Origin of the sequence: Ciceribacter sp. T2.26MG-112.2, assembly GCF_900492205.1 — a bacterium.
Taxonomy (GTDB): Bacteria; Pseudomonadota; Alphaproteobacteria; order Rhizobiales; family Rhizobiaceae; genus Allorhizobium; species Allorhizobium naphthalenivorans_A.
Genome location: NZ_UEYQ01000002.1, coordinates 327,088 through 344,077 on the forward strand (window position 1 = coordinate 327,088; position 16,990 = coordinate 344,077).

The 16,990-nt window shown below is 63.4% G+C and carries 16 protein-coding genes; 11 read left to right on the forward strand and 5 right to left on the reverse strand.

What is annotated here, in order from left to right; all coding sequences use genetic code 11:
- Window positions 1-154 precede the first annotated feature (154 nt).
- Window positions 155-1,465 (forward strand): xylose isomerase, encoded by a 1,311-nt coding sequence (xylA, locus tag DYZ14_RS05045; RefSeq protein ID WP_154719678.1) that lies wholly within the window; start codon window positions 155-157, stop codon window positions 1,463-1,465.
- Window positions 1,466-1,534: 69 nt separating this feature from the next.
- On the opposite strand, the gene DYZ14_RS05050 is transcribed toward xylA, so the two are convergent.
- Entirely contained in the window at window positions 1,535-2,554 is a 1,020-nt protein-coding gene (locus DYZ14_RS05050; protein ID WP_154719679.1) for a LacI family DNA-binding transcriptional regulator, read from the reverse strand.
- Window positions 2,555-2,733: 179 nt separating this feature from the next.
- Between DYZ14_RS05050 and DYZ14_RS05055 the strand changes: the two genes are divergently transcribed.
- The 6 genes from DYZ14_RS05055 to DYZ14_RS05080 all read left to right on the forward strand — a co-directional run bounded on the left by DYZ14_RS05055 (window position 2,734) and on the right by DYZ14_RS05080 (window position 10,471).
- Complete coding sequence (locus tag DYZ14_RS05055) at window positions 2,734-4,260, forward strand: sugar ABC transporter ATP-binding protein (RefSeq protein ID WP_154719680.1); 1,527 nt, start codon at window positions 2,734-2,736, stop codon at window positions 4,258-4,260.
- A 106-nt stretch (window positions 4,261-4,366) separates the two neighbouring features.
- Window positions 4,367-5,377 (forward strand): ABC transporter permease, encoded by a 1,011-nt coding sequence (locus DYZ14_RS05060; protein WP_154719681.1) that lies wholly within the window; start codon window positions 4,367-4,369, stop codon window positions 5,375-5,377.
- Window positions 5,378-5,446: 69 nt separating this feature from the next.
- Window positions 5,447-6,400 carry a substrate-binding domain-containing protein gene (locus DYZ14_RS05065; RefSeq protein WP_154719682.1) on the forward strand — a complete coding sequence of 318 codons (954 nt, stop codon included), beginning with the start codon at window positions 5,447-5,449 and terminating at the stop codon, window positions 6,398-6,400.
- Window positions 6,401-6,542: 142 nt separating this feature from the next.
- Window positions 6,543-7,595, forward strand: coding sequence for a sugar phosphate isomerase/epimerase family protein (locus DYZ14_RS05070; protein WP_154719683.1), 1,053 nt, complete (start codon window positions 6,543-6,545; stop codon window positions 7,593-7,595).
- Between the two features lie 164 nt (window positions 7,596-7,759).
- A complete protein-coding gene (locus DYZ14_RS05075) occupies window positions 7,760-8,929 on the forward strand; it encodes a Gfo/Idh/MocA family protein (RefSeq protein WP_154719684.1) in 1,170 nt (389 codons plus the stop codon).
- A 168-nt stretch (window positions 8,930-9,097) separates the two neighbouring features.
- Window positions 9,098-10,471: a GH1 family beta-glucosidase gene (locus tag DYZ14_RS05080; protein WP_154719685.1), complete on the forward strand. Its 1,374-nt coding sequence runs from the start codon at window positions 9,098-9,100 to the stop codon at window positions 10,469-10,471.
- 45 nt (window positions 10,472-10,516) lie between these two features.
- Here the strand turns inward: DYZ14_RS05080 and DYZ14_RS05085 are convergent, their stop codons facing one another.
- The gene (locus tag DYZ14_RS05085) at window positions 10,517-10,915 is read right to left on the reverse strand and encodes a winged helix-turn-helix transcriptional regulator (protein WP_154719686.1); all 399 of its coding nucleotides are present in this window, start codon (window positions 10,913-10,915) and stop codon (window positions 10,517-10,519) included.
- A gap of 162 nt (window positions 10,916-11,077) precedes the next feature.
- Between DYZ14_RS05085 and DYZ14_RS05090 the strand changes: the two genes are divergently transcribed.
- The 4 genes from DYZ14_RS05090 (at window position 11,078) to DYZ14_RS05105 (ending at window position 14,695) form a co-directional block, all read left to right on the forward strand.
- Complete coding sequence (locus DYZ14_RS05090) at window positions 11,078-11,710, forward strand: NAD(P)H-dependent oxidoreductase (protein ID WP_154719687.1); 633 nt, start codon at window positions 11,078-11,080, stop codon at window positions 11,708-11,710.
- Between the two features lie 466 nt (window positions 11,711-12,176).
- Entirely contained in the window at window positions 12,177-13,217 is a 1,041-nt protein-coding gene (locus tag DYZ14_RS05095; RefSeq protein WP_154719795.1) for a methionine ABC transporter ATP-binding protein, read from the forward strand.
- Complete coding sequence (locus DYZ14_RS05100) at window positions 13,207-13,875, forward strand: methionine ABC transporter permease (RefSeq protein WP_154719688.1); 669 nt, start codon at window positions 13,207-13,209, stop codon at window positions 13,873-13,875. Before DYZ14_RS05095 ends, DYZ14_RS05100 begins: the two co-directional genes overlap by 11 nt.
- Window positions 13,876-13,918: 43 nt before the next feature.
- A complete protein-coding gene (locus tag DYZ14_RS05105) occupies window positions 13,919-14,695 on the forward strand; it encodes a MetQ/NlpA family ABC transporter substrate-binding protein (RefSeq protein ID WP_154719689.1) in 777 nt (258 codons plus the stop codon).
- A gap of 235 nt (window positions 14,696-14,930) precedes the next feature.
- Here DYZ14_RS05105 and DYZ14_RS05110 read toward each other — a convergent pair whose 3' ends face one another.
- From DYZ14_RS05110 to DYZ14_RS05120, 3 genes are all read right to left on the reverse strand, one after another.
- Complete coding sequence (locus tag DYZ14_RS05110; RefSeq protein ID WP_154719690.1) at window positions 14,931-15,167, reverse strand: hypothetical protein; 237 nt, start codon at window positions 15,165-15,167, stop codon at window positions 14,931-14,933.
- Between the two features lie 11 nt (window positions 15,168-15,178).
- Window positions 15,179-16,123 (reverse strand): oxygen-dependent tRNA uridine(34) hydroxylase TrhO, encoded by a 945-nt coding sequence (trhO, locus tag DYZ14_RS05115; RefSeq protein ID WP_154719691.1) that lies wholly within the window; start codon window positions 16,121-16,123, stop codon window positions 15,179-15,181.
- Window positions 16,124-16,280: 157 nt separating this feature from the next.
- Window positions 16,281-16,976, reverse strand: a complete 696-nt coding sequence (locus DYZ14_RS05120) for a helix-turn-helix transcriptional regulator (protein WP_154719692.1) — start codon at window positions 16,974-16,976, stop codon at window positions 16,281-16,283.
- Window positions 16,977-16,990 lie beyond the last annotated feature (14 nt).

Below are 16,990 nucleotides of genomic sequence, written 5' to 3' on the forward strand. Positions count from 1 at the left end.
CTCATCCGCCTGCCGGCACCTTCTCCCCGATGGGGAGAAGAGATCTGCGGCAGCGCTTAGGCCCTCCTCTCCCCACCGGGGAGAGGGCAGGGTGAGGGGGGAGCCAGAAATGCGACTTTCACAGCATTCGAACATGAACCAGGAGGAACGACCCATGACGACAGGCTTCTTCGGCGATATCGCCAAAGTGAAATATGAAGGCCCGGACAGCAGCAATCCGCTCGCCTTCCGCCATTACAATCCCGACGAAGTGGTGCTCGGCAAGCGTCTGGAAGACCATCTGCGGTTCGCCGTGGCCTATTGGCACAGCTTCACCTGGCCGGGTGGCGATCCGTTCGGCGGGCAGACCTTCGAGCGGCCGTGGTTCTCCGACACGATGGAGGCGGCGAAGATGAAGGCCGATGTCGCCTTCGAATTCTACCAGCTGCTTGGCGTGCCCTATTACTGCTTCCATGATGCCGACGTGCGGCCGGAGGGGAACAACTTCGCCGAGAACACGAAGAACCTCAACGCGATCGTCGACTATTTCGGGAAGAAGCAGGCCGAGACGGGCGTCAAGCTCTTGTGGGGTACGGCGAACCTGTTCTCCAACCGTCGCTTCATGTCGGGGGCTGCCACCAATCCCGACCCGGAGGTCTTTGCCTTCTCGGCGGCAACCGTGAAGACCTGCATGGATGCGACGCAACGGCTCGGCGGCGAGAACTACGTGCTGTGGGGCGGACGCGAGGGCTATGAAACCCTGCTCAACACCGACCTGAAGCGCGAGTTGAACCAGCTCGGCCGCTTCCTCAACCTCGTCGTCGAGTACAAGTACAAGACCGGTTTCAAGGGCACGATCCTGATCGAGCCGAAGCCGCAGGAGCCGACCAAGCATCAGTACGACTACGACGTCGCCACGGTCTACGCCTTCCTGCAGAAGAACGGGCTGGAAAACGAGGTGAAGGTCAATATCGAGCAGGGCCACGCGATCCTGGCCGGTCATTCCTTCGAGCACGAGATCGCCATGGCCAATGCCTTCGGCATCTTCGGCTCGATCGACATGAACCGCAACGACTACCAGTCCGGCTGGGACACCGACCAGTTCCCCAACAACGTGCCGGAAATGGCGCTGGCCTTCTACCACATCCTGTCCGGCGGCGGCTTCACCACGGGCGGCACGAACTTCGACGCCAAACTGCGCCGCCAGTCGCTCGACCCGGTCGATCTCCTCCATGGCCATATCGGCGGCATGGATTGCTGCGCCCGCGGGCTCAAGGCAGCGGCCAAGATGATCGAGGACGGGGCGCTGTCGAAGCCGCTGGAGGAGCGTTACGCCAAGTGGGACAGCCCCGAGGCACAACGCATGCTGCGCGGCGAACTGTCGCTGGAAGCAATCACCAGTATGGTCGAAGACGGCGACATCAACCCCGAGCCGAAGTCGGGCCGGCAGGAGTATCTGGAGAACGTGGTCAACCGGTACGTCTGATCGCTGATTGACGAGGCCGGAACGGTCCGGGGCGTGCAAACGCCGCGGCCTCCAATCGGCGAAAGGCCTTCAGCGTTTGGCTGGTCCGGTCACCGAACCGCGCACGATCAAATCCGGCATCAGCAGGATTTCCCGGCGCTCGGTCGGGCGCTCGGCGAGCTGGGCGAGAAGCAGTGCCATGGCCTGTTTGCCGATTGCGGTGCGGGGCTGGCGGATGGTGGTGAGCGCCGGGTTGAGATAGGTTGCCTGCGGCACGTCGTCGAAGCCGATGACGGAGAAATCGTGGGGCAGGTCGTAGCCGCGCGCATTGAGCCCGTTAATCACGCCGATGGCGGTGGCGTCGTTGACGCACATGAAGGCGGTCGGCAGCGTGTCGCGCATGAAGAGCTGTTCGACCGCGAGACGGCCGCTCTCGATCGTGCCTTCGCCCTCGAGCACGATGCGGTTTTCCGGGGCAATGCGGGCCGCGTCGAGGGCCAGATCGTAACCCTGGCGGCGGCGCTGGTGGCCGAGACGGGTCCGGCTGTCGCCGATGAAGGCGATGCGGCGATGGCCGGCGGAGAGCAGGTGTTCAGCGGCCTTCCGGGCGCCGGCGACGTCATCGACGCCGACATAGGAGATCTTCGAGCCGAAAACAGGCTCGAACACCGCGACCGTGGGCGGCAGCCGAGTGCCGGCCACCTGGTGGCCGAAGGGTTCATGGCCGGTAAACAGCACGAGGCCGGTCGCCTGGCCGGAGCTCAGGAACTTCAGGTACTCCAGGCCGCGCTCGGGGTCGTTCTGGGTGTGGCCGATGAGAACGCCGTAGCCGTGGGCGCGCGCCTCGTTCTCCAGCCCGATCAGGGTCGAGGAGAAGTTCGGGTCGCCAATGTCCGGCGCCAGGATGAGGATCATGTTCGACCGGCCCATGCGCAGCGAGCGTGCCATGGCATTGGTCGTATAGCCGGTGATCGCGATCGCCTGGTTCACCCGCTGGCGCGTCGACTTGGCGACCTTGTCGGGCGTGTGGATTGCACGGCTCACCGTCGCGATCGACACCTCCGCCAGGCGCGCAACATCCTCGATCGTCGCTGGTGCTGAATTCTGCACGCGGACACCATCCCCCTATCCGTCTGGAATCGCTGGAGAGACTATCTTTTGTGTTGCGACTGCGAAAGCTGAGGACGTCGCATTTGTCCCCATGATGCGAGGATGTAAACCTTTACATCGGCGATGTAAAGGTTTACACAAATCCACAGGAGCGGTTGAGGAGCCGCGGGGAGGCTTGCATGACATCAGTCGGGGACTCAGCGCGCGCACCCGTGCTCGCCGCGGAGCGGATCTCGAAATCTTTCGGCGACGTCCAGGTGCTGTTCAGCGTGGATCTCGACGTGCTTCCGGGCGAGGTCCATGCGCTGATGGGCGAGAATGGCGCGGGCAAGTCGACCCTGGTCAAGATCCTGTCGGGCTTCGAACAGGCAAGCTCGGGGACCATCCTGCTCGACGGCGAGCCCGTTATCCTGCCGCCGAACGGCGCGGCCGAGGCGCTCGGCATTGTGCTCATCCACCAGGAATTCAACCTTGCCGACCACCTGACCGTCACCGAAAGCCTGTTCCTTGGGCGCGAGGTCACCCGTTTTGGCATGCTCGACCGCAAGCACATGCGGGCCGAGGCGCGCCGTGTGCTCGACCAACTCGGCTCGCGGATCGACGAGAACGCGCTGATCAGCTCGCTCGCCGTGGCCGACAAGCAGATGGTCGAGATCGCCAAGGCGATCAGCCGCCGGGCGCGGATCGTGTTCATGGACGAGCCGACGGCCGTGCTGTCGCGCGAGGAGACCGAGGTGCTGTTCGACCAGGTGCGCAAGCTTCGGGCTGGTGGCACCAGCTTCGTCTTCGTCTCCCACAAGCTCGATGAAGTCATGGAGCTGACCGACCGGGTGACCGTGTTGCGCGACGGACAGTGGGTGAAGACCGCGCCGACCTCTGCGCTGGACGGCGAGGCGATCGCCCAACTGATGGTCGGGCGCGAGCTGTCGAGCCTCTATCCCAACAAGCACGAGCCGGATGTCGACGAAGAGGTCGTGCTGTCGGTGAAGGGTCTCTCCACCGGCTTCGTTAAGAATGCGAGCTTCGAATTGAGGCGCGGCGAGGTGCTGGGCTTTTCCGGCCTGATCGGATCGGGCCGCACGGAATTGATGGAGGCGGTCGCCGGCCTGCGTCCGCGCCTGTCTGGGGAGGTGTGGTTGAAGGGTGCCGTGCTCGAGCCGCAGGATTTCCGCGAGGCGAACCGCCGCGGGCTCGCCTACATGACCAAGGACCGCAAGGGCAAGGGGCTGCTGCTCGGCGAGGGGATGACCGCCAACCTGACGCTGCAATCCATGGAGCGGCACCTGCGCTATGTCTATCTCGATCCGGCGAGCGAGGCCAAGGCCATGGCCAGGGCCAAGCGCCGCTTCGACATCCGGGTGCGCGATGACAGGATCAAGGTCGGACGGATGTCGGGGGGCAACCAGCAGAAGCTGCTGCTCGCCAAGATCATGGAGATCGAGCCGCAGGTGATCGTCATCGACGAGCCCACGCGCGGCATCGATGTCGGCACCAAGCAGCAGATCTACCATTTCATCGCAGCACTTGCCCGCGAGGGCCGTTCGATCATCGTCATCTCCTCGGAGATGCCGGAGGTGATCGGGCTGTGCACCCGAGTGGCCGTCATGCGCGAAGGTCGCATGGTCGGCATGCTGGAAGGCGAGGAAATCAACGAGCAGACCATCATGCGCTACGCCGCGGGCCTGAAACGCCAGATGGCGAGCTGACAGAAGGTTTCCGCGACCAAGGCCCGGCGGCAAGACCGGGTTTTGACAAGAGACATGGGAGGCGCAGCCGCCGACTTGGGATGGCTGCCGGAGGAGACGAGAGACAATGACGACCGAGACCGAGAGCGCAACCGACATCCGTGGCCGCCGCACCTGGCGGGACGTGGACTTGAGAGCGGTCGCGCCCTTTGCCGCCCTGCTCCTGCTTTTGATCATCGGGGCGATGGTCAATCCGAATTTCATCGGTCTCACCAATCTCGCCAATGTCGCCACCCGCTCGGCCTTCATCGCCATCATCGCGGTCGGCGCGACCTTCGTCATCTCGTCCGGCGACCTCGATCTGTCCGTCGGCTCGATGGTGGCCTTTGTCGCCAGCCTGATGATCCTCTTCATGAATTCCGGCGTGATCGCCGATCCCGGCATGATGATCGCCGTCGCCATGCTTCTCACCGTCGTCATCGGATCGCTCTGCGGGCTGGTGAACGGCCTGATCACCACGGTCGGCAAGATCGAGCCCTTCATCGCCACCCTTGGCACCATGGGGATCTATCGCGGCCTGACGACCTGGCTCAGCCAAGGCGGAGCGATCACGCTGCGCGATCCGGCCCAGCAGGAAATGTATCGGCCGGTTTATTTCGGCTCGATCCTCGGCCTGCCGGTGCCGATCTTCATCATCCTCGTCGTGACGGCGATCGCCGCCTTCGTGCTCTACCGCATGCGGTTTGGCCGGCATGTCGTCGCCGTCGGCTCCAATCGCGACGTCGCGCGTTATTCCGGCATCGCGGTCGACCGGGTGCGCACCATCGCCTTCATCATCCAGGGGTTTTGCGTGGCGATCGCCGTGCTGCTCTACGTGCCGCGGCTCGGCTCGACCTCGGCGACCACCGGCATCCTGTGGGAATTGCAGGCGATCACCGCGGTCGTCGTCGGCGGCACGGCGCTGAAGGGCGGCGCCGGCCGGGTGTGGGGCACGATCTGCGGCGCCTTCATCCTGGAGCTGGTCGGCAACATCATGCTGCTCTCCAACTTCATCTCCGAATATCTGATCGGCGCCATTCAGGGCACGATCATCATCATCGCGATGCTCGTCCAGCGGTCGCTGGCGCGCAAGGCGTGAACCGCGGCCGGGCAGGAGGGTCGCCCGGTCCGTGCATCATTGAGACCCTGGCATCTTGGGAGGAAACCAATGCACAAGAAACTGCTCGGGCTTGCCGTCGCCATGACGGCACTGGCGTCGATCTTCACCGCGGCTGAGGCGCAGGAGACGAAGACGATCGGCGTCTCCATTCCGGCCGCCGACCACGGCTGGACCGCCGGCGTTGTCTACCATGCCAACCGCGTCGCCGAACTGCTGATGAAGGAGCATCCCGGCCTCAACGTCATCGTCAAGACCTCGGCCGATCCTGCGACCCAGGCGAATGCCGTGCAGGACCTCGAGATCCAGGGCATCGACGCACTCGTCATCCTGCCGACCGATCCGGACCCGCTGGTCAACGCGATCAAGGAAGTGAAGAACAAGGGCACGTTCGTCTCGATCGTCGACCGCGCGCCGTCGGTCAACGACAACACCGTGCGTGACCTCTATGTCGCCGGCAACAATCCGGCGCTCGGGGAAGTCGCAGGCCAGTATATCGCCAAGAATACGCCGGATGCCGAAGTGGTCGTCATCCGTGGCATGCCGATCCCGATCGACCAGCAGCGCCAGGACGGCTTCGACAAGGGCATTGCCGGCTCGAACGTCAAGATCCTCGACCGCCAATTCGGTAACTGGAATCGCGACGACGCCTTCAAGGTCATGCAGGATTACCTCACCAAGTACCCGAAGATCGACGTGGTCTGGTGCCAGGACGACGACATGGCGGTCGGCGTGTTGCAGGCCATCGAACAGGCCAAGCGCACCGACATCCAGTACATCATCGGCGGCGCGGGTTCGAAGGACATGATCAAGAAGGTCATGGACGGCGACAAGATGGTGCCGGTCAACGTGCTCTATCCGCCGTCGATGGTCGGCACCGCGATGGAGCTGACCGCCGCTGCGATCTACGACCAGGTTCCGGTCCACGGCACCTATACGCTCGACGCGACGCTGATCACCGCCGACAATGCCAAGAACTACTACTTCCCGGACTCGCCGTTCTGATCGGCGGCATCCACCAGAAGCAGGCCTCTGCCCGGGGTTTCCCGGGCAGATCTTCGCCGCCGCCATTATCGCCGTTGTATCGATTTTGCATCTCCTGTATTCGTGACTGAAACGTTGCAGGAAGACTTTGGGAGGAGAATCCATGAAAACGATCAAGGGGCCGGCGATCTTTCTCGGCCAGTTTGCCGGCGATGCCGCACCGTTCAATTCCTGGGATGCGATCACCAAATGGGCGGCTGACAAGGGCTATCTGGGCGTGCAGGTGCCGACCTGGGCCGGCCAGCTGATCGACCTGAGACAAGCCGCCGAATCCAAGGATTATTGCGACGAGCTGGCCGGTGTGGCGCAGGCGAACGGCGTCGAGATCACCGAACTTTCGACCCATCTGCAGGGCCAGCTGGTCGCCGTGCATCCCGCCTATGACGAAGCCTTCGACGGCTTTGCCGCTCCCGAAGTGCGCGGCAATCCGAAGGCGCGGCAGGAATGGGCCGTACAACAGGTGAAATATGCGCTGAAGGCGTCCAAGCATCTCGGCATCAAGGCGCATGCGACCTTTTCCGGTGCGCTCGCCTGGCCTTACATCTATCCTTGGCCGCAGCGCCCGGCCGGTCTGGTCGAAGCCGCCTTTGACGAGCTGGCCCGTCGCTGGACGCCGATCCTGGATTATGCCGACGAGCAGGGTGTGGACGTTTGTTACGAGATCCATCCGGGCGAGGACCTGCATGACGGCGTCACGTTCGAGATGTTCCTCGAGCGGGTGAAGAACCATCCTCGCGCCAACATGCTCTATGACCCGTCGCACTATGTGCTGCAATGCCTCGACTATCTCGACAACATCGACATCTACAAGGACCGGATCAAGATGTTCCACGTCAAGGACGCGGAGTTCAATCCGACCGGACGGCAGGGCGTTTATGGCGGCTACCAGGGCTGGGTGAACCGGGCCGGACGTTTCCGTTCGCTTGGCGACGGACAGGTCAACTTCGGCGCGATCTTCTCCAAAATGGCGGCCAATGATTTCGACGGCTGGGCCGTGGTCGAATGGGAATGCGCGCTGAAGCATCCGGAAGACGGGGCCAGGGAGGGCGCCGCCTTCGTTCGGTCGCATATCATCCGGGTGACCGAACACGCATTCGACGATTTTGCCTCGGGCGGGACGGACGATACGGCGAACCGGCGGATGCTGGGACTTTAAGACGAATTCCCCTCCCCAACCCGTCCCCACAAGGGGGAGGGGCTTTGCCGCCGACCCGGTGCCTGCTCCAAGCGGGGAAGTGGGCGAGGAACGCTCTCCCCCCTTGTGGGGGAGATGGCGGCAGTCAGAGGGGGCCGCCAGAGACAACAAGGGAGACGATTTTCATGACGATCGAAGGAAAGACCGAAGCGCGGAAGCAGAAGATTCGTCTCGGCATGGTGGGCGGCGGATCGGGCGCCTTTATCGGCGCGGTGCACCGCATGGCGGCGCGGATCGACGATCATTTCGATCTCGTGGCCGGGGCGCTGTCGTCGACGGCGGAGAAGTCGCTCGCCTCGGGCCGGGAGCTCGGGCTCGATCCGGAGCGCTGCTACGGCTCGTTCGAGGAGATGGCCAAGAAGGAGGCCGGGCGGCCGGACGGCATCGAGGCGGTGTCGATCGTCACGCCGAACCATGTGCACTATCCGGCGGCCAAGGCCTTTCTCGAGCGCGGCATTCATGTCATTTGCGACAAGCCGCTGACTTCCAACCTCGAAGACGCGAAGAGGCTGAAGGCGGTCGCCGACAGCTCGAACGCGCTGTTCATCCTGACGCACAATTACACCGGTTATCCGATGGTGCGCCAGGCGCGCGAAATGGTCGCCGAGGGTCTGCTCGGCACGCTGCGCGTGGTGCAGGTCGAATATGCGCAGGACTGGCTGACCGAGGCAGTGGAGCAGACCGGCGCCAAGCAGGCGGTGTGGCGAACGGACCCGAAGCAGTCGGGCGTCGGCGGCGCGACCGGCGATATCGGGACCCATGCCTTCAATCTCGCCTCCTTCGTCACCGGCCTGACGCTCGACAGTCTTGCAGCCGACCTCGACAGCTTTGTCGACGGGCGGCGGGTCGACGACAACGGCCATGTGCTGCTGCGCTTCGAGGGCGGGGCCAAGGGCATGCTGTGGTGCAGCCAGGTGGCGCCGGGCAATGAGAATGCCCTGAAGGTCAGGGTCTATGGCACCAGAGGCGGGCTCGAATGGGAGCAGGAGAACCCCAACTACCTGTGGTTCACGCCGTTTGGCGAACAGAAGCGGTTGGTCACCCGCAACGGTGCCGGCGCCGGCGCCTCTGCCGCCCGCGTCAGCCGCATTCCCGGCGGCCATCCGGAGGGTTATCTCGAAGCCTTTGCGACGATCTACACGGAGGCGGCGGCGGCGATCAACGCGGCCAAGGCCGGCACGGCCGTCGATCCGGCGGTGACCTATCCGACGATCGACGACGGCGTGCGCGGTGTTGCCTTCGTCGAGGCTTGCGTGGCGTCGTCGAGGAAGGACGGGGCCTGGGTGAAGGTGTGAGGTTGGATCAAGGGGTGCCGGTCTTCAGGCCCGGCTGGAGGCAACGAGAGCCGGTTCGACCCTGTATCGTTGCAGATTCTCATCGTCCGGTCCTGTACAAGCCCTGCTGGCTTGGATAAATCGCGATTTCCCGGCGGCCAAGGGCCGCTCAACCTTTTCGGCTATACCATGATCGATCCCAAGCTACTCGCATCCCGCTTTCCCGACGATTTCACCTTCGGTGTGGCCACCGCCTCCTACCAGATCGAAGGGGCGTCCAAGGCCGATGGGCGCAAGCCGTCGATCTGGGATGCGTTTTCCAACATGCCGGGCCGGGTCTATGGCCGGCACAATGGCGATGTCGCCTGCGACCACTACAATCGCTGGGAGGACGATCTCGACCTGATCAAGGACATGGGCGTGTCGGCCTATCGCTTCTCGATCGCCTGGCCGCGCATCATTCCCGACGGCACGGGTCCGATCAACGAGAAGGGTCTCGACTTTTACGACAGGCTGATCGATGGCTTGAAGGCGCGCGGCATCAAGGCCTTCGCCACGCTCTACCATTGGGACCTGCCGCTGACGCTGATGGGCGACGGCGGCTGGACGGCGCGTTCGACGGCCTATGCCTTCCAGCGCTATGCCAAGGTGGTGATGGCGCGACTGGGTGACCGGATGGATGCGGTCGCGACCTTCAATGAGCCGTGGTGCTCGGTCTGGCTGTCGCATCTTTACGGCGTGCATGCGCCGGGAGAGCGGAACATGGATGCGGCGCTGCATGCGCTGCACTATACCAATCTGGCCCATGGCCTCGGCATCGACGCGATCCGCCAGGTGGCGCCGCAGGTGCCGGCCGGTCTGGTGCTGAACGCGCATGAAGTCATCCCCGGATCCGACGGCCAAGCCGACCGGGCGGCGGCGGAACGGGCCTTCCAGTTCCACAACGGCGTGTTCTTCGATCCGGTATTCAAGGGCGAATATCCGGCCGATTTCCTCTCGGCGCTCGGAACCCGCATGCCGAAGATCGAAGCGGGCGACCTGGAGGTCATCAGCCAGAAGACTGATTGGTGGGGGCTCAACTACTACACGCCGATGCGGGTGGCAGACGATCCGACACCGGGCGCGGAGTTTCCGGCGACGGTCGCCGCGCCGCCGGTTTCCACGGTCAGGACCGATATCGGCTGGGAGGTCTACGCGCCGGCGCTGAAGTCGCTGGTGGAGGGGCTCTATCAGCGCTACGAACTGCCGGTCTGCTACATCACCGAGAATGGTGCCTGCTACAACATCGAGGTCGAAAACGGCGCGGTCGACGACCAGCCGCGCCTCGACTACTACGCCGAGCACCTGAACGTCGTCGCCGACCTGATCAAGGACGGCTATCCGATGCGCGGCTATTTCGCCTGGAGCCTGATGGACAATTTCGAATGGGCGGAAGGCTATCGCATGCGCTTCGGACTGGTCCATGTCGATTACGACACCCAGGTGCGCACGGTGAAGAAGAGCGGAAAATGGTTTGGCGAACTGGCCGCCCAGTTTCCGAAGGGCAATCACAAGGTCGGGTGAGACCCTGGACGCTCCTTCGATGTGAAGGCTATCGATCCCGGGTCTTCAGCCCAGCTTGACGATGTTCTGATCGGTGCGCTCGGCGTCGTTCCGCCTGTCGAACTCGGCGCGGGCCGCGTGAATCTTGTCGTGATTGGCAAAGACCCAGCCGCCCATGGCCTGGATCGGCTCGCGCAATGACTGGCCAAGCGCGGTCAGTTCGTATTCGACGCGCGGCGGCACCGTCGGATAAACGGTCCGCTTGACCAGTCCATCGCGCTCCAGGGCCCGAAGCGTCAGCGTCAGCATGCGCTGCGAGACGCCGACGACGGCGCGCTTGAGATCGCTGAAGCGGGCCGGGCCGTCGCCCAGCATCATGATGACCAGCACGCTCCACTTGTCACCGATGCGCGACAGCATTTCGCTCACCGTCTGGCATTTCGCCGGGTCATAGTGTTTCGGCATCCTGCTTCTCCCTGTTGGTAACAAAAATGTGCCTTCTTGTCGGAGATTTCAAGTTCTCTATTTAGGCTTGGTTACTAATAAATACCGAGTGCTTCGCCGTGCAACGACCAGTCCCAAGGGGCGTGAGCGGCGCGCGCGGTCAACCAGGAAAGCAGTGTTTCCATGCTCATCGAAAAGCTCAACTGGCGCTATGCCACCAAGAAGATGGACCCCGCCAAGCCGGTGTCCGAAGACAAGATCGACCGCATCCTTGAAGCGGCGCGGCTGGCCCCGACCTCCAGCGGTCTGCAGCCCTTCGAGATCATCGTGGTCAAGGACAAGCAGACGCGGGAAAAGATCCAGGCGATCGCCTGGAACCAGGCCCAGGTCACCGAAGCTTCGCATCTGCTCGTCTTCGCCGCCTGGGACAATTACACGCCGGAGCGGATCAACGGCATGTTCGACCTGGTCAATGCCGAGCGCGGCTTCACCAACGAGGGCTGGGAAAACTATCGCCAGATGCTGCTCGACACCTATCCGCCGCGCGATCCGCAGGTGAATTTCGAGCATGCGGCGCGCCAGGCCTATATCGGCTTTGGCCTTGCGCTGACGGCGGCGGCCTTCGAAGGCGTCGATTCCACCCCGATGGAGGGTTTCGATGCGGCGAAGCTCGACGAGATCCTGAAGCTTCGCGAGCGCGGCTTGCGTTCGGTGACGATCCTGCCGATCGGCTACCGCGCCGCGGACGGCGACTGGCTGGTCAACCTCAAGAAGGTTCGCCGCGCCAGGGAAGACTTCGTCACCGTCGTGGAGTGAGTGATGGGGCGTGTCGGGCTTTGCTGCTCGGCACGCTTACCGCCTTCGAGCGCGTCGTTTCTCCGCGGCCCCCGTCCGGGGTCGTCGTTTTCTTCGAGCCAGTCGCCCCTTCTCGGCTCTTTCCATGCAATCCGATGTTTGGACGAATTTTCCGCCTTTTGCCGGATAGGGCGGAAAATCGTCTCTGGTCGGTTGCGAGTTGAGGGTGGCATAAGGAGTGCAGATTACCGCCGCGCAAGACAGACATGCGTTCGGCGAGTTTGAAAAGGTGAATGCAAAGATGCTAGAGCGGCGCCTTACCGTCCGAATGTGTATGTCGAGATAGACCATCCGGCAGACCATCATCTTTGCCGCTTCAAGCGGTGTTCACCGAAGAGACTTGCATGACCCATCGATCCATCCCGCGCGACGCCTCCCATGGGGGCTTGCGATGAGCGTTCCCGCAAATCAGCAGAGTTCGCGCCCCATGGTCGCCTTCGAAGGCGTGACCAAGCGTTTCGGCGGCACCAGGGGCCAACCGGCCTTCACCGCACTGGCGGGCGTCGACTACAGCGTACCCAAGGGTTCGATCACCGGCATCATCGGCCGTTCCGGCGCGGGAAAGTCGACCATGATCCGACTGGTCAACGGGCTTGAACTGCCGTCTTCCGGCAAGGTGCTGGTCGACGGCGTCGATGTCGGCGCGCTGGATGACGCAGCGCTTCGCACGCTGCGCCGAGAGATCGGCATGATCTTCCAGCACTTCAATCTCCTGTCGTCGCGCACGGTGTTCGACAATATCGCGCTGCCGCTGGAGATCGCCGGTACCGACAGTCAAACCATCGAGGCGCGGGTGCGACCGCTGATGGAACTGGTGGGGCTTTCCGACAAGGCCGGCCGATATCCGGCGGAACTGTCCGGCGGCCAGAAGCAGCGCGTCGGCATTGCCCGGGCGCTCGCCACCGAGCCCAAGCTGCTGCTCTCGGACGAGGCGACCTCCGCGCTCGATCCGGAAACGACGCAGTCGATCCTCGAACTGCTGAAGACCATCAACCGCGATCTGGGCCTGACCGTTCTCCTGATCACCCACGAAATGGAAGTGGTGAAGACCATCGCCTCGCAGGTGGCGGTGATCGATCGGGGCCTGATCGTCGAGCATGGTCGGACCTTCGACGTATTCACGGCGCCCCAACACGAGACGACCCGGGCGCTTTTGTCGGCCTCGATCGGCGCGAAGCTGCCCGACTGGATCCGCTCCGACCTGAAGACCGAGCCGTCGCCCGGTGATCGCGCGCTCGTGCGGCTGATCTTCTTCGGCGACACGGCGTTCCAGCCGCTGACAGCGCGGCTCGTCGCGGAACTTGGCGCGGACGTCAACATCCTGGCAGGGGCCATCGACGAGATCGCCGGCGAGCCCTTCGGGTCGCTCGTCGTTTCCTATCCGGCCGATCCGGCTACGCTGGACAAGGCGCAACGCTTCTACCTTGAAACAGGTCTTGCCACGGAGGTGATCGGCTATGGCGTATGACATGCTCATCGGACTCCTGGCCAAGGCGCTCTGGCAGACGATGCAGATGGTGGTCGCTGCCGGCGTGATCGGCACGATCATCGGGCTGCCGATCGGGGTTTTCCTGGCAACCAGCGGCAAGGGCGAGCTTTTTCCCGCCCCGACCGTCAACCGCATCGTCGGGCTGGTCGTCAACGCGGCGCGGTCCACGCCGTTCATCATTCTCGTCGTGGCGATCATCCCGTTCACCCGGCTGGTCACCGGAACGTCGATCGGCACGGCGGCGGCCATCGTGCCGTTGACCGTCGCCACGATCCCGTTCATCGCCCGGCTGATCGAATCGGCGATCCGCGAGGTCGACAAGGGCCTGATCGAGGCGGCGCGCGCCATGGGTGCCACCCCGTTGCAGATCGTCACCAAGGTCCTGCTCGCGGAAGCCAAGCCCGGCATTGCCATGGCGCTGACGCTGACGGCGGTCAGCCTGATCGGCTATTCCGCCATGGTCGGTGCTGTCGGCGGCGGCGGTCTCGGCGATCTCGGCATTCGCTACGGCTACCAGCGCTTCATGCCGGACGTCATGCTGGCGGTGGTGGTGGTGCTGATCGTTCTGGTGCAGGCGGTGCAGAGCGCCGGCGACCACGTGGCGCGGCGCTTCGACAAGCGCAGCCGCAGCAACTGAATTCCCTTCGTCGGGAAAAATTGGAAAACCAAGGAGCATACCCATGAAGAAACTGATCGTCGCCGCCGCTGTCGCGGCACTCCTCTCCACCGCGGCTGTCGCGGAAGACATCAAGGTCGGGGTGACCGCCGGCGAGCACGCCCAGATCATGGAAAAGGTTGCGGAAATCGCCGCGAAAAAGGGCCTGAACATCGAGATCCTCGAGTTCTCCGACTATGTCGTGCCGAACCAGGCGCTGGCCGATGGTGACCTCAACGCCAATTCCTTCCAGCACCAGCCGTATCTCGACAACCAGATCGCCGATCGCGGCTTCGACATCGTCAGTGTCGGCACCACCATCACCACGCCGATGGGCGTCTACTCCAAGAAGGTCAAGAGCCTCGACGAGCTGACGGACGGCGCGACCGTCGCCATTCCGAACGACCCGACCAATGGCGGTCGCGCGCTTCTGGTCCTGGCTTCCAAGGGCCTGATCAAGGTCGATGGCGCCAAGGGCCTGAAGGTTGGTCCGGCCGACGTGACGGAGAACCCGAAGAACATTCAGTTCGCCGAGCTCGACGCCGCCCAGCTGCCGCGCTCGCTCGACGACGTCGATGCCGCCGTCATCAACACCAATTATGCGCTGGAAGCCGGCCTGCATCCGAAGACGGACGCGATCGCCATCGAAGGCGAAAAGTCGCCCTATGCCAACGTGATTGCCGTGCGTTCCGCCGACAAGGATGCAGCCTGGGTCAAGACGCTGGTTGAATCCTACCACGACGACAGCATCAAGGCCTTCATCAACGAAGAGTTCAAGGGCGCGCTTATCCCCTCGTTCTGATCGGGCTTGCTTCTGCTCACCTCCGGGCTCGTTCCGGGGGTGAGGCGGAAACGGAAGCCGATCGTGCCGCTGAAATGACAAGGCCCGCCGGAAGGCGGGCCTTGTCATTTCAGGCGAACTTACTCGCCGGGATGCAATTTCGTTCGATCGTCGTGACGTTCTTCCAAGCGGACGGCAATGTAGCCCAGCGCAACGACGACGAGGGGAGTGATGACGAAAGCCAGTGTCCAGGTGCTCATGGAACCAACCCTTTCAGAACACGTCTTGCCAATAAATGTAGTGCAATTGCGGAAAAAAGCCAGAGCCCTATGCCGACCATGAGGCGTCCGCCCGTGATCACCATTCCGAAATTGCCGATATTGTAAAGATAGCCGGCGACAGGCGTGGCGATCCCGACCGTGAAACATGCGGTGGACGCCCGGTCGAGCGCATTGGCGAGCAGCTTCTTCTGTTCGTTGCGCACCTGTGTCATCCGCTCACCGCTCAGCTGCCGATGTGCTTCTCGCCACGCTTCTTTGCCAGCGCGATCTGCATCTGGCGCTGACGATAGCGGTCGCGGTCGGCCTCGGTGCGGCTGTCGTAGCAGTGCGGGCAGGACACGCCTTCCTCGAATTTCGGCGACGTGACCTCTTCCGCGGTCAGCGGATAGCGGCAGGCGTGGCAGAGCGTGTGCTCGCCCTGCTTTAGCCCGTGGGTGATCGAGACGCGCTCGTCGAAGACGAAGCAGGCGCCGTCCCAGAGGCTTTCTTCCGCCGGCACTTCCTCGAGATATTTGAGGATGCCGCCCTTGAGGTGGTAGACCTCGTCGAAGCCCATTTCCTTGGCAAAGGCCGTCGACTTTTCGCAGCGGATGCCGCCCGTGCAGTACATGGCGAGCTTCGGCTTGTTGTGCAGGCCGGGATTGTTGCGCATCCAGTCGGGGAATTCGCGGAAGGTCTTGATGTTCGGATCGATCGCGCCCTTGAATATGCCGATCGCCGTCTCATAGTCGTTGCGGGTGTCGATGACGATCGTCTCCGGGTCGGAGATCAACGCGTTCCAGTCCTTCGGCTCGACATAGGTGCCGACGATCTTGTTGGGGTCGATGTTCTCGACACCCATGGTGACGATCTCTTTCTTCAGCCGCACCTTCATGCGCAGGAAGGGCATTTTCGCCGCGCGGCTCTCCTTGTGCACCAGGCCTGAAAATTCCGGCTGGGAGCGGATGAAGGCGAGGATTGTGGCGATGCCCTCGTCGGTCCCGGCGATGGTGCCGTTGATGCCCTCGGCGGCGAGCAGGAGCGTACCCTTGATGCCGTTTTCACGGGCCACGGCATCGAGTTCGGCGCGAAAGCTCTCGAAGCGCGGAAAGCGGGCGAAATGATAGAGCGCGGCGACGCAAAAGGCGCCGCCCTCTTCATGGCGAGGGGTCTGGAGATCGTCGGTCATGGCTCGGGGAATACTGCCTCGGCCCCTGCCGCGCAACGATTTTCGCGCGGCGGAATGTGATTTGAAGTTTGTCAAGCGCATCCGGGATGGTCGATCGGACGGATGGTGAGGTCGGGAGCGAGGCCGCAACGCGGTTGGGTCAGAAGTTGGCCGGAGCCTAGAGCATGCGCTCGGGAATGCCGTTCTGCTCTGCCCAGGCCCGGAGCAATTGCAGCCTTCTCTTCGGGTAGCGGCCGATCGGCCCCTCGAGCAGATCCATCCGGTCGGTTCGGAAGCTGCGGAAGTCGTTGCGCAGCGTGCACCAGGCGAGGACCACGCGGGCGCCGAGGAAGAAGGTGAGGGCAAAGGGCCAGATCAACCGCTCGGACGCCTCGCCCTTTTCGTCGCGGTAGGCGATCCTCAAGCTCTGCTCGGAGCGGATGAACTGGCGCATGCGGGCGAGATCCACACGGTCCTCAGGCAGCGGCAGTCCCGGGCCTGCAAACAGCGTGCTTGCCGTCAGTTCGTCGCGCAGGTCGCCCGGCAGGACGTCGGTGATCTTGGACAGCGCATCGCGGGCGGAGAGCGCCAGTTCCGGGTCGGCGCGCTGACCCACCAGTCGGGCGCCGAGCACCAGCGCTTCGATCTCCTCGCGGGAGAACATCAACGGCGGCAGCATGTAGCCGGGGCGCAGCACGTAGCCGACGCCCGCTTCGCCCTCGATATTGGCGCCCTGCGCCTGCAACGTGGCGATGTCACGGTAGAGCGTGCGCAGCGAAACGCCCAGTTCACACGCCAACGAAGCCCCGCTCACCGGCTGACGATGGCGGCGCAGGACCTGCAGCAGGGACAACAAGCGTTCAGAACGACTCATCGCTCAACTATACA